The following is a 12,879-nucleotide window of genomic DNA, read 5'->3' on the forward strand; positions in this document are numbered from 1 at the left end:
ATGCTGACTGCACAAAAGTCCGGCCTGTCGCTGGACATTTCCGCGCTGGAAGTCCGTTTTCCCGGCCTTCGCGAGCCTGCACTCGCCATTGAGACATTCCATCTGCCGCAAGGCGAGCATCTGGCAATTGCCGGTGCATCGGGGTCTGGTAAAAGCACGTTGATCAATGCGATTACCGGCCTTGAAGCTGTCAAAACCGGACAGGTCTCATGGAATGGCGGGGCCTTCAGCAGCCTGTCGGCTTTTCAGCGCGATGCGTTCCGGGCCCGTAATATCGGGCTGGTGATGCAGGACTTCCATCTCTTTCCGGGCCTTTCGGCCATTGCCAATGTTCTGCTGCCTTCAAAACTGAGCCGCGCGATTAAACCGGTGCGGCGCGATCGGGCGCTCGAACTTTTGGAAATAGTGGGTATTGCGAGACCCGACCAGCATATCGAAACGCTGTCCCGCGGCGAGATGCAGCGTGTGGCTATTGCGCGTGCGCTATTCCCTGCGCCGCGGGTGATCATTGCCGACGAGCCGACCGCCAGCCTCGATCAGAAAACCGGCGCGGAAATTGCCGAACTTCTGGTGCAGCTTGCCAGCGCGCAGGGGGCTACGCTGATTGCCGTCACGCATGATCCGCAATTGATGAAGCGCCTGCGGCGGCAGATTTTTCTGGAAGGCGGACGCATAACGAAAGACACCACGGGACACGGCGCGACATGATCACATTCATTCTTGCCGATCTTCGCCGGTTCTGGAGCGGAGCCGTTGCGGTGATTATCCTGCTGGCGCTGTCCGTGGCCTTGAGCACGGTGGTGACATTGCAGGAGCGGGCGGTGCGTCTGGGCACTGCGCGCGCGTCGGAGAAATTCGATCTTGTGGTGGGTGCGGCCGGAAGCGATACGCAACTCACGCTGTCTTCCGTGTTTCTGCAGCCGTCGCCTCTGCCGTTGATGTCGGGCGCGATGCTGGGCAAGCTCACCGCCGACCCGCGCGTGGCCTTCGCCGCGCCCATTGGCTTTGGCGATAGTGCGATGGGCTTTCCCATTGTCGGCACAACGACCCAACTGATTGTGGCTTTGTCGCCGGAACTGGCGGAAGGCAAAGTTTTTGCCCGGTTGGGCGAAGCGGTTATCGGATCAGCGGTGGATCTCCCGATAGGCAGCCGGGTCAATCCGATGCATGGCACCGTTGAAACCGGCGGTCATGCGCATACGGAGCTGAGCTATCATGTCAGCGGCAAGATGGCCCCGACGGGAACGGCGTGGGATCGCTCGATCCTTGTGCCCATTCGTGCGGTCTGGCAATTGCACGGCATGAGTGGTCATGACCACGAGGATGCGGATGCCCACGATGACGCGCCGAAGGCCCAAGGCTCGCTTGCGGTGATCGGGCCGAACGATACGCATGATCACAATGCCCGGATCGATGTCGATGCGCCACTTGATGAGCATTTCGATGCCAGCAGCCCCGGAATTCCTGCTGTTCTGGTCAAGCCGAAGACCATCGCCGATGCCTATCGGCTGCGGCAGGAATATCGCTCTGAAACGACCTTGTCGATTTTCCCGGCGGAAGTGCTGACGCGGCTCTATTCCACGCTGGGCGATGCTCGCAAACTTTTGCTCGGTATCGCTGTCGGCACGCAGGTGATCGTCGTTTTCGCCTTGCTGCTGGTTGCCGTCATGCATATTGGTGCGCGCAAACGCCAGATCGGCGCTTTGAGAGCCTTTGGTGCACCGGTCAGTGCGGTGATGACAATTGTCTGGGGCGAGCTGTTCTTCCTGCTGGTGCTTGGTATCCTGCTCGGCCTTGCTATCGGCTACGCAGCCGCCCATGTCATCACGGCATGGCTGACGGCGACAACGGCAGTGAGAATGCCCGTCGAGTTTTCGATGGATGATCTTTACGGCGCAGGTGGATTTATTCTCGTTGCGGCCATTGTGTCTCTGGTGCCAGCACTGCTTACATTGCGTATGAGCCCGGCAACGGCGCTGCGTTCCTAAGGTTTGATTAAAAGAAAAGCCCCCATCCGGATCACCCGGATGGGGGCTTTTTTTGTCAGCGCTCGTGGATGATCTTACGAGCGGGGAGGAAGAATCGGCAGAGGCTCTGCACGTCCAACAATGAACGCGTAGGAGAATGCACCGACAACAGCCATGATGGCGGCCATCAGGAAGGACGGCGTATAGCTGCCGTTGAACTGATCCAGCAGGAAGCCGAACAGGAACGGGCTGATGATGCCGGCAATGTTCGAAGCGAAGTTCTGGATGCCGCCAATCGATGCCACATGGCGCGAGCTTGGTGCAACGTCGGCTGGCAGGGACCAGATTGCGGTCGCTGCGATGGCAAGGCTGCTATAAGAAATCGCCAGGAAGAACAAAGCTGCATAGAGCGATTCAACCAGCGCTGCCGGAAGGATAGCTGCGCCGCCCAGCATGCCGCCGACCATGACGATCTTGCGCACGGTGGTGACATTAGCGCCGCCGCGGATGGCGCGGTCGGCCAGAAGGCCCGCGATCCAGGCGGTGACGACAGCAGCGATGCCCGGCAGCATGCCGTAAAGGCCGAGTTCTGCGAGGTTCAGGCCGCGTGCGGTCTTCAGATAGGTCGGGAACCAGGTCAGGAAGAAGTAGATGACGAAGTTCAGGCAGAAGAAGCCGAGCATCATGCCCCAGACCGTGCGGTAGCGGAACAGGTCTGCCCAACGGATCTTCTGTGCTTCTTCGCTGTCATTGTCGTCGGTGCGAGCACCGTTCTGGATGATGTACTGACGTTCCAGATCGTTGGCGCGCGGATGTTCCGACGGATCGCGATAGGTGACGTACCAGAAGAATGCCCAGACGAGACCGACAGCACCCAGAATGACGAAGGAATAGTGCCAGGTCGCGAAAGCGATGATCGAGGTCACGATCGGCAACGCCAGAACCGTACCGACGCGCGAGCCGGAATCGATCACAGCCGTTGCGAAGGCGCGTTCGCTTCTCGGGAACCAGCGCGAAGCCGCCTTGGTTGCTGCCGGATAGGCAGGTGCTTCACCAGCGCCGAGGAAGAAGCGGACGGTGAAAAAAGACCAGAAGCTGTTGGCGAGCGGGGTGACGGCGGTGAATATCGACCACCAGATGGCGGCGAGCGAGAAGCTCTTGCGCGCACCCAGCTTGTCGGTGATCCAGCCCGCAAACAGCATCATGCCGTCATAGGCCCAGAAAAACGCGCCAAGGATGAGACCCTTCTGCGTGTTCGTCAGGTTCAGGCCCAGTTCGGAATCGATGAAGGGCAGTGCAACGCTCATATTGGCGCGATCGAGATAGTTGATCGCGATGCCGATAAAACACATGAAAAGTATGAAATACCGGAAGCGGCTGGCGCCGAAAGGCGCCTTGTTTGAAGTGTTCATTCCCAATATCCTCCCGGGATATGTCTCCGTAGTTCGAATGATAATCAGAGCGGCTGCATTGCTGTAACCGCTCTGACGGGTTGTTTATGCGTATGTGACCTGCTAGGTCAGGCGGGCAGGGCCACGCCGTATTTTTCTGCCATTTCACCGAATGACTGCCACGTCACCGGGTCGATGGTGACACCGGTCTGTTCGCGCTCTTCGGCAACGCGCCATTCGCGGTCGCCCGGAGCCATAACGGTGCAGCCTTCGCGCGCTGGTGAGTTGCGCAACGTTTCGAGATAGCGGGTCATGCCGGCGTCGAAGACATCTCGCTCGATAAAGGCTTCGGGCTTGATCGCCAGAACGAAAGCGCCCATGCCGCGCGGCGTCGCAAAATCCGGACCGCCCATCGGGGCGATATCGAAGCTGAGCTTCATACCGGTCAGAACGGCACTGAGAATTTCCGCAACACCGGCAAGCGCTGCGCCTTTGAAGCCGAATTCACCGCCCAGCGGTGCAAGCATTTCGACCGCTTCTGCGTCGCGCGTGTCCACGCCGTTGAGGTCGGATGCAACGCCCTGCGGCAGCTCGACGCCGAGGCTGCGATAAAGCATCACGCGGTTATAGGGGATCGAGCTTGTGGCCATATCGAGTAGCCACGGATTTTCATCGGTGGTCGGCACGCCGACCGAAATCGGATTGGTGCCGTGAAACCGCATCGCGCCATCGTGAAGGCGCACGAAACTGTCGGAATTGCAGACCGCCACACCGATGCGGCCCTGCCGTGCGGCTTCCAGTGCATAGGCGCCGGCGGCGGCAAAATGCGAGCTGTTGCGAATGGCGACCGCGCCGATGCCGAACTGATCGGACAGGGCGATGGCGCGATCCATGGCGGTATAGGCCGCCAGGGCGCCGTGGGCATCGTCAGCGTCGAGCGTTTCGATAGCGCCGAAGCTGCGGACGGCCTTGAGATTGGGGGTCTTGTTGACGCGACCGCCAACGAGAGCCGTTACATAATGCGCGAGAAGTCGAACGCCGTGGCTGTCCACGCCGTAGCGTGTGCCGTGCATCATGGCGCGCGTTGCCGCATCGGCGGTCGCGGCATCTGCTCCACATGCGGAAAAAACGTCGCGGCAGAACCGTTCCAGCGATGCGAGCGAGAACGTGGCCTGGTCAACTGCCTGTTGCACTATGAAACTCCTCCAGCCATAATGTATTGTGCATGCACTATACGAATTTATGGGGAGGCGCAATCCGAGATATATTAGCGGGCAGCGCTAGGGGGAGGATTGGCAAGATCGGGGCCATGTGGAGGGTCCTGTAATCGTTCACGGAGATGAACAATCAATCCATAAACCATACTGGACTCAATGGGTTGTATGTGAGCTTATCCGCCCCGACATAAGTGGGAGCATGCCTGTGAGTATCTGGGGGATATCGCGGGACTGGCCGGACAAAATAACAAAAAGCCGGACGCATTCAGGGGAGGAAATTGTCATTATGCGGAATATCGCACCCAAACTTTATCAGCGCGCGCGTGACAGTCTGGCGGCGGATATTGCCAATGGCGCTATCCCGACGGACAGGCGGCTGACGGAAAGCTGGGTCGCAGAACTGTTCGGCATCAGCCGGGCACCGGCGCGGCAGGCGCTGGCGGAACTGGAACAGCGCGGCCTCATTCGCAAGGCGGACGGGCGCGGTTATGCGATCGTTGAGGACGCGGCGACGAACGGGTCTGGGCGTTCAAGCGACGACCACCTTGTCAGGCAGAGCAAGAACAGCCGCATGCAGTTCATGCCCAGCTGGCAGCTCATCTATACTGAAATCGAAAGCGAGATTTTTGCCCGCACATCACTGGATGGTTGGCGCGTCAACGAGCTGGCCTTGGCAAAGCACTATGGTGTCAGCCGCACGGTCGCGCATGACGTCATGGCCCGGTTGCAGCAGCGCGGCGTTATCCAGAAGGATGCGCGTGGTCGCTGGCTAGCCCCGGCGCTGACCGACAAGCACATCCACGACCTGTTCGAATTGCGATGGGTGCTTGAGCCGCTCGCGCTTGAAAAGGCGCTGCCGCGTCTGCCCGAAGGACTTCTGGAGCGGGTTCGTCGGAATCTGGACGAAGCGGTCGCCTCCCCGCTGGTCGCGGGCGAAACGCTGGACCGGCTGGAACAGGAACTGCATGTCGAGCTGCTTGGCCATTGCGACAGCGCCTCCCTGCTGGAGGCGGTGCGTCTGCCGCAGACCCTGCTCGTCGCGCACCATTTCCTGTATCAGTGGACGTCGGGACTTTTCGCGTCAGAACCATTTCTGCCGGAGCATGTTGAGATCGTCACGTGTCTTCAGACCGACAATCTGGCCGGGGCACAGCGCGCGCTCGTGCATCATCTGCAAATCTCGCATGAACGCGCTATGCTGCGCATCAACACGCTGGCCAGCACAATCCGGCCGCGTGAACTGCCTTATCTCGAGCGGCAGTCATAAGTTTCAAAGCGGTTCCTGTTTCGATGAAACAGGAACCGCTTTGAAAATGTTTTAGCCCTGAACCAGCGCCAGTGCGCGCACAGGCGAGCCCGTACCAGCGACGAACTTCAATGGTGCGGCGATCAGGATCGCGCCTTTTGCCGGAAGCTGGTCGAGATTGCTGAGGCTTGCGAGGCCATAGCGATTGGCTTCATGCAGCAGATGATGCGCCGGGAAGGGCGGAGTCATGCCGCCTGCCGAACCGGCATCGGTGCCAATGGTTTCCTGACCCCAACCGATAATCCCCTTGGACAGAAGATAGCGGATTGCTTCCGCCGTCGGTCCGGGCGAATGCGGTCCATTCTCGTCGGCATTCAGGAATGTCTCGGTCGAGCCATTGCGCTTGTACCAGTCGGTGCGCAGGATCACCCACGAACCTGCTTCAATCTCGCCGTGCTCCGCTTCCCACTCCTGGATGCTTTCCACCGTGAGGAGATAATCCGGATTAGCGGCTGCTTCCGAAGAACGGTCGATCACATTGACCGGCGCAACGAAGTTCTGCGGCGGGATGGTGTCGGTCGTGTTGTTGGAATGATCCTTGCCCGTGACCCAATGGCTTGGCGCGTCGAAATGGGTTCCCGTGTGTTCACCCAGTTCGATCCAGTTCCATGCCCAGAACGGACCGTCCTGATTATATTTGCTGATCTCGTGGATCTTCACATTCGGAGTGTTCTTGCCGAATTGCGGCGGAAGATAAAGCACCGGCGTGTCGGGTCCGAGCGGCGCGGTAATATCCACGACCTTGATCGATTGCGACACCAATGCGGATGCGAGACCGGTGAGAACGGATGTCTCTTTCATAGTTTCCCTCGTCTTTGCCGCTCTCAACCCAGTGTGGGTGGAGCTGCGGATTTGTGTAATGGCTTCTGTGAGCCTTGAGAGGAAGGCTATGCAATATCATATGACTTTGCAAGTAATTAAGCTGTCCGGAGCGACTTTCCGTACAGGCTTATCAAGCTTGAAATCTTGCTTAGTCGGACATTTTCTTAAATGCAAAAATCGTGTTTGCAGCGAGAAATATATGCATTTAGAAATAAAATGCCGCTCAGGCCGCATTTCGTGCGGATGAAGGGTGTTTGACCGTCCTCACATCGGCTGTCCGGTCAATTATTTAAGGCTTGAAATATTTTCCGGCAAACGCGAATCTTAAAGCACGGTATGGCTCGATTCCTGAGCCTGACCAGCGTGCGGTTGAACAAAGGAAATTGGCGTGTCGGTGGATTTCGAGATCATAGTCAGCGAGGATCATGAAAGCGAAAAGCCGGAACTGCGTCTCTGGCTGCGCATGTTGTCCACGACCAAGCTGATCTCGCAGGAAATCAGGCGGCGTCTGCGCAACGAATTCGGTGCGACGCTACCGCAATTCGATTTGCTGGCGCAGCTATATCGCGAGCCGGAGGGTTTGCGGCTGGGGGAATTGTCGCGCCGCACGATGGTGACCAATGGCAATGTGACCGGGCTGGTGGAGCGACTGGAGACCGAAGGTCTGGTCAAGCGCGAGACACCGGGTGCGGACCGTCGCGTAACAGTTGCTCGTTTGACGGATCAGGGCATTTCGGTTTTCAGCCAGATGGCCAGCGCCCATGAGGGCTGGTTGCGGGAAATGATGGCCGACGTCGATCACGATGTCATCCAGATCTTGCTGGCCGATCTCGATCCGCTGAAGAAGTCGGTGCGAAACCATCTTTCCGGAGCGGAAGACGAGTAAGCCGCCTTCCGCCTGCCGGTTTTTTACTTCACCTTATCGCCTGTTGCGAACATTGCTGCGAACATGGGGCCGCCCTTGATCGACGGGAAGCCGTAGCCGTTGACCAGAACGAGATCAATGTCGTCGGAATGTCGCGCGATGCCTTCTTCAAGCAGCGCTTTTCCTTCATTCGCCATTGCGGCGAGAAGGCGCTGCATGATCGCTTCGTCGCTGAAATTGCGAGGAACAATGGCGTTGCGTGCGCGGTAATCGTCGATCAGCGCGTGAACGTCCGGGTCGCTGGCGCGAACACCGTCCGCATAGCGATACCAGCCGAGACCGGCCTTGCGCCCGAAACGACCGGCTTCGCACAATTTGTCGGCAACGTCGAAATAGGGAAGGTTGGGATCGCGGCTTGCCGCCGCTCGCTTGCGCCGCGCCCAAGCAATTTCCAGCCCGGCCATGTCGTAAACCGCGAAGAGTCCCATCGGAAAGCCATAAGCTTCCATGGCACGGTCGATATCTTCGGGATAGGCGCCTTCGGCGAGTATTTTTTCCGCTTCGGTGCGATAGGCCGAGAACATCCGGTTGCCGATAAAGCCTTCGCAGACACCGGTGACGATGGGCAGTTTCTTGATCTTGCGGGTAAAGGCTATGCCGGTTGCAAGCGTCTCGTCGGATGTTTCCGCACAGCGCACCACTTCCAAAAGCCGCATGATATTGGCTGGCGAGAAGAAGTGCAGGCCCAGCACCCGGTCGGCGCGGCTTGTCACGGCAGCCAGCTCATCCGGATTAAGATAGCTTGTATTGGTCGCGAGAATGGTTGTGGCAGGCAGCAACGCATCAAGCTCGCGGAACAGCGACGCCTTCACGGTGAAATCATCGAACACGGCTTCGATGACGAGATCGGCATCGGCCAGTGCAGCCATATCGGCACTGACAGTGAGCTTTGCACGTTGCGCGTCTGCGGCTTCGGTGGAAAGCCTGCCCGTATCGACAGACTTCTGGATCATGTCGCTGATCCGCGCATGGCCCTTGGCGGCTGCTTCCGCAGTCGTTTCATAGCCGATGACCTTATAGCCAGCGGTAAGACAGGCGACAGCGATGCCAGATCCCATCAGGCCGGTCCCGGCAATGCCGATGGTGGAAAGCGCCCGAGGCTTCGCCTCAATGCCTTCTACTTTTCCAGCGGCGCGTTCGGCGAAAAACAGATGCCGCAAGGCGGCTGCTTCCGCGCTGTCGCGCAGGCGAATGAATGTTGTCCGTTCTTCGGCCAGACCTTCGGCAATCGCGGTCGTTGTCGAGAGCTGAACGAGCCGCGCCGCTTCGCCGGGAGCCGTCGCGCCGCGCGCCTTTTTCAGAATCTTGGCTTTGGCCTGTTCAAAGGCGGCTGCATCGGGCGCGGTAACGAGCAGATCGCCGGTCCGGCGGAACGGCTTGTCGATCAGCGCATTGGCTAACTCGATAGCGTCGGCCACAAGGTCGCCGACCGATATCTGGTCGATCAGGCCCAATTGCAGCGCTTCATCTGGTGCAATCTGGCGTCCCGTCGCGATCATGTCGAGTGCTGCGAGCGGCCCGATCAATCGGGGCAGGCGCTGCGTGCCGCCAGCGCCGGGCACGATCCCAAGCTTGACTTCCGGCAAGGCAAAGGAGGCGCTGGTCGATGCGATACGGGCATGCGCCGCAAGTGCAACCTCAAGCCCGCCGCCCAAAGCGGGGCCGTTGATCGCGGCCACCACCGGTTTATCGGCGCTTTCGATGATCGCGATCACATCCGGCAATGTCGGTTCAACCGGCGGTTTGCCGAATTCACGAATGTCCGCCCCGCCGATGAAGATCTTGCCTGCACCGCTCAGCACGGTCGCACGGATCGCCGCTTCTCCAGAAGCATGGCGAATGGCTGCGGCAAAACCTTTGCGCACGTCAGCGGATGTGGCGTTGACCGGTGGGTTGTCGACCGTGACGACAAGAATGCCGTCAACAATCGTGCCTGTCACAGCGGGGGAGAATTCGCGTCTATCGGCCATGGTTGCCTCAGTCCGGTATAACGGCAAAAGCCTGTATTTCAATCTTGGCCCGGTCTTCGACCAGCGCGACGACCTGCACTGCCGCCATTGCGGGGAAGTGCTTGCCGATCACATCGCGATAGGCGCGACCGATGCCTTTCAGATTGGCGGTATATTCAACCTTGTCGGTGAAATACCAGGTCATGGAGGCGATATGCTCCGGCCTGCCGCCAGCTTCCGCCAGAATGGCGACAATGTTCTTCAATGTCTGCTCGGTCTGCTCGACGAAATCGTCGGTCTCGAACTGTTGCTGTTCGTTCCAGCCGATCTGGCCGCCGATGTAGACGGTGCGCCCACGCGCTTCAACGCCATTGGCATATCCGATGGGGCGGGCCCAGCCTTGCGGCTGAAGTGTCTTATGCATGTTGTGTCTCCAGAAAATGCGCGCGGTAACAGGCTTTAATTCGCTTTCAGCAGTTCGCGCGCGATAATGAGTTTCTGCACTTCCGTTGCGCCCTCATAGATGCGAAGTGCGCGGATCTCGCGATAAAGCCGCTCGACGATTTCGCCGCTTTTCACACCGCGACCGCCAAACATCTGCACGGCCTTGTCGATGGTTTGCTGGGCGTTTTCCGTCGCAACCATCTTGGCCATTGCGGCTTCCTTGGTTGTGTTCAGCTTCTGAACGTCGCGCCGCCATGCTGCGCGATAGGTCAGAAGCGCTGCGGCGTCGATATCGGTCGCCATGTCGCCCAGCGTGGCCTGCGTCAGCTGCAAGTCGGCCAATGCGCCTCCGAACATCGGGCGCGACCGTGCATGGGACAGCGCCTCGCTGGCTGCACGGCGCGCAAAGCCAAGTGCTGCTGCCGCAACCGATGCGCGGAAAATATCGAGCGTGCGCATGGCGATCTTGAAGCCTTCGCCCGGCGCGCCGAGGCGACGCGAGGCCGGGATGCGGCAATTGTCGAAGCGGATCGTGGCCAGCGGATGCGGCGCGATCACATCGATGCGTTCTGCGATGGAAAAGCCGGGATCGGTGGCGAAAACCACAAAGGCCGAAATGCCCCGCGTGCCGGGCGCTTCACCCGTGCGGGCAAAGACGGTGTAGACATCGGCGATGCCGCCATTGGAAATCCAGGTCTTTTCACCGTCGAGCACATAATGGTCGCCGTCGGCTCTGGCGGCGCAGCTCATCGCGGCCACATCGGACCCCGCCAGTTTTTCCGAAAGGGCAAAAGCCGAAATCCATTCGCCTCTTGCCACTTTCGGCAGCACGGCCTGCTTGAGTTCGTCCGACGCGGTCAGGCTGATCGCGCCGGTGCCGAGGCCCTGCATGGCAAAAGCGAAATCGGCCAGACCGTCATGATAGGCCAGTGTCTCGCGGGCAATGCAAAGCTTGCGGGAATCGATCCCTTCGCCGCCCGTCAGGCTGACAGCCGCTTCCAGCAGCCCGGCTTGGCCCAGTGCTTTCACCAAAGCGCGGCAGGCATTGTCGGTATCGCTGTGATCGACATCGGCCAGCGCCGTGCTCGCTGCAAAGGCATCGAGCTTCGCGGCCCAGTCGGTGTGGTTTTTGTCAAAAAACGGCCAGTCGAGATGCTCCCGCGCGAGCGGTTTTGCTGCGGAACTATCCATTGTCAGTTCCCCTCGAAAACGGGCTTCTGCTTGGCTGCGAAAGCCTCGAAGGCGCGGCGGAAATCCTGCGTGGCCATGCAGATGGCCTGCGCCTGCGCTTCCGATTCCACCAGTTCTTCAATGCCCATTGCCCATTCCTGATTGAGCATGGTTTTGGTCATGCCATGCGCGAACCATGGGCCATCGGCGATGTTGCGCGCCAGCGCTTCGGCCTTGCCGATAAGGTCGCCCTGCGGATGCAGCGCGTTGAAGAAGCCCCAGCGCTCGCCTTCGTCAGCGCTCATGAAACGGCCGGTATAAAGCAGTTCCGATGCGCGGCCCTGACCGATCAGTCGCGGGAGAATGCCGCATGCGCCCATATCGGCGCCCGCGAGACCGACGCGGGTGAAAAGGAAAGCCGTCTTTGCTTCCGGCGTCGCGATGCGCAAATCCGAGGCCATGGCCAGAATTGCGCCAGCACCAGCGCAAATTCCGTCAACGGCGGCAATGATCTGCTGCGGACATTTGCGCATGGCCTTAACGACATCGCCAGTCATGCGCGTGAAAGCCAGAAGGTCAGGCATCGCCATCTTGGTCAGCGGTTCGATGATCTCGAACACATCACCGCCCGACGAGAAGTTTCCGCCAGCGCCGGTCAGCACGATGGTGCGCACGTCGGAGGCATAGACGAGATTGCGAAACAGGTCGCGAAGCTCGGCATAGCTTTCGAATGTCAGCGGATTTTTCCGGTCCGGGCGGTTCAGGGTCAGCGTTGCAACGCGACCGTCTTCGCTCGTCTGCCACAGAAAATGCTCTGCCTGATAATCCTTGAAAGGCTTCAGATTGCTCGCCATCGAAATTGTGCCGTCGGTCATCCTGCCATTACCTCCCCACCGGCGATTGCTATCGCCTGTCCAGTTATCGATTGCGCGCCGGGCGATGTGAGCCACAGCACGGTTTCAGCCACTTCCTCTGGCTGTATCAGGCGTCCCTGCGGGTTCGCCTTGACGAATTCCGCCAGAACATCGTTCTCCGACCGTCCGGTCTTGGCGACGATGGCCTGGATCGAGCGGGCAATGATCGGCGTATCGGTAAAGCCCGGGCAAACGGCATTGACCGTCACGCCCTTGCGGGCCAGTTCCAGCGCCAGCGCTCTGGTCAACCCGACGACCCCATGCTTTGCGGCGCAATAGGCCGAGACATAAGAATAACCGCTCAGGCCTGCCGTGGAGGCGATATTGATGATGCGCCCGCCTTTGCCGCCAGCCTTGATGTCATCAAGGGTCGCCTGCGTCACATTGAAGACGCCGGTCAGATCAACGTCGAGAACGCGGCTCCACATATCGAGACTGGTTTTCTCGAAAGGTGCGCTCGGTGCTTCCCCGGCATTATTGACAAGAATGCTGACAGGCCCGAATGCGGCGCGCGCACCGCTGAGCCCGGTCTCGATGGCTTCGCGGTTTGTCACGTCGAAACCATCGGCAATGAAGCATCGCTGCCAGTCCAACAGGGCGGCAGTTGCTTCCAGCGGTTCGCGGCGGCGGCCCGCCAGGGTCACATTGGCCCCGGCGCGCGCAAGACCGACCGCGATAGCGGCGCCGATGCCGCTACCGGCACCGGTGACCAGCGCATGTTTGCCGGAAAGGGCAAGGCCAACAGCCGGATCGTTCATCGCAATCTCCTGTTAT

The 12,879-nt window shown here is 59.6% G+C and carries 12 protein-coding genes; 4 read left to right on the forward strand and 8 right to left on the reverse strand.

The window, feature by feature from the left end; translation table 11 throughout:
• The gene (locus tag QBD01_RS14460; RefSeq protein WP_280993370.1) at positions 1-708 is read left to right on the forward strand and encodes an ATP-binding cassette domain-containing protein; all 708 of its coding nucleotides are present in this window, start codon (positions 1-3) and stop codon (positions 706-708) included.
• Complete coding sequence (locus tag QBD01_RS14465; protein WP_280993371.1) at positions 705-1,988, forward strand: ABC transporter permease; 1,284 nt, start codon at positions 705-707, stop codon at positions 1,986-1,988. The genes QBD01_RS14460 and QBD01_RS14465 overlap by 4 nt, the downstream gene beginning before the upstream one ends.
• Before the next feature lie 74 nt (positions 1,989-2,062).
• Here the strand turns inward: QBD01_RS14465 and QBD01_RS14470 are convergent, their stop codons facing one another.
• A complete protein-coding gene (locus QBD01_RS14470; protein ID WP_078338185.1) occupies positions 2,063-3,379 on the reverse strand; it encodes an MFS transporter in 1,317 nt (438 codons plus the stop codon).
• A 107-nt stretch (positions 3,380-3,486) separates the two neighbouring features.
• Complete coding sequence (locus tag QBD01_RS14475; protein ID WP_280993372.1) at positions 3,487-4,551, reverse strand: Ldh family oxidoreductase; 1,065 nt, start codon at positions 4,549-4,551, stop codon at positions 3,487-3,489.
• Positions 4,552-4,861: 310 nt separating this feature from the next.
• Here QBD01_RS14475 and QBD01_RS14480 point away from each other — a divergent pair, with 310 nt between their 5' ends.
• Positions 4,862-5,842, forward strand: coding sequence for a GntR family transcriptional regulator (locus tag QBD01_RS14480; protein ID WP_280993373.1), 981 nt, complete (start codon positions 4,862-4,864; stop codon positions 5,840-5,842).
• A gap of 51 nt (positions 5,843-5,893) precedes the next feature.
• Here QBD01_RS14480 and QBD01_RS14485 read toward each other — a convergent pair whose 3' ends face one another.
• Positions 5,894-6,682 (reverse strand): cyclase family protein, encoded by a 789-nt coding sequence (locus tag QBD01_RS14485; protein ID WP_182521333.1) that lies wholly within the window; start codon positions 6,680-6,682, stop codon positions 5,894-5,896.
• A 415-nt stretch (positions 6,683-7,097) separates the two neighbouring features.
• On the opposite strand from QBD01_RS14485, the gene QBD01_RS14490 reads away from it, so the two are divergent.
• Entirely contained in the window at positions 7,098-7,589 is a 492-nt protein-coding gene (locus QBD01_RS14490; RefSeq protein ID WP_280993573.1) for a MarR family winged helix-turn-helix transcriptional regulator, read from the forward strand.
• A 23-nt stretch (positions 7,590-7,612) separates the two neighbouring features.
• Here QBD01_RS14490 and QBD01_RS14495 read toward each other — a convergent pair whose 3' ends face one another.
• The 5 genes from QBD01_RS14495 to QBD01_RS14515 are packed head-to-tail and all read right to left on the reverse strand — an operon-like array spanning position 7,613 to position 12,863.
• The gene (locus QBD01_RS14495; protein ID WP_280993374.1) at positions 7,613-9,598 is read right to left on the reverse strand and encodes a 3-hydroxyacyl-CoA dehydrogenase NAD-binding domain-containing protein; all 1,986 of its coding nucleotides are present in this window, start codon (positions 9,596-9,598) and stop codon (positions 7,613-7,615) included.
• 7 nt (positions 9,599-9,605) lie between these two features.
• Positions 9,606-10,001, reverse strand: a complete 396-nt coding sequence (locus tag QBD01_RS14500; protein ID WP_078338190.1) for a RidA family protein — start codon at positions 9,999-10,001, stop codon at positions 9,606-9,608.
• A 35-nt stretch (positions 10,002-10,036) separates the two neighbouring features.
• Complete coding sequence (locus QBD01_RS14505; protein WP_280993375.1) at positions 10,037-11,212, reverse strand: acyl-CoA dehydrogenase family protein; 1,176 nt, start codon at positions 11,210-11,212, stop codon at positions 10,037-10,039.
• A gap of 2 nt (positions 11,213-11,214) precedes the next feature.
• Positions 11,215-12,066, reverse strand: a complete 852-nt coding sequence (locus tag QBD01_RS14510; RefSeq protein ID WP_182521330.1) for an enoyl-CoA hydratase family protein — start codon at positions 12,064-12,066, stop codon at positions 11,215-11,217.
• Positions 12,063-12,863, reverse strand: coding sequence for an SDR family NAD(P)-dependent oxidoreductase (locus tag QBD01_RS14515; protein ID WP_280993376.1), 801 nt, complete (start codon positions 12,861-12,863; stop codon positions 12,063-12,065). The genes QBD01_RS14510 and QBD01_RS14515 overlap by 4 nt, the downstream gene beginning before the upstream one ends.
• Between the last annotated feature and the right edge of the window lie 16 nt (positions 12,864-12,879).

The sequence above is a fragment of the Ochrobactrum sp. 19YEA23 genome, from assembly GCF_029909865.1.
GTDB lineage: Bacteria > Pseudomonadota > Alphaproteobacteria > Rhizobiales > Rhizobiaceae > Brucella > Brucella gambitense.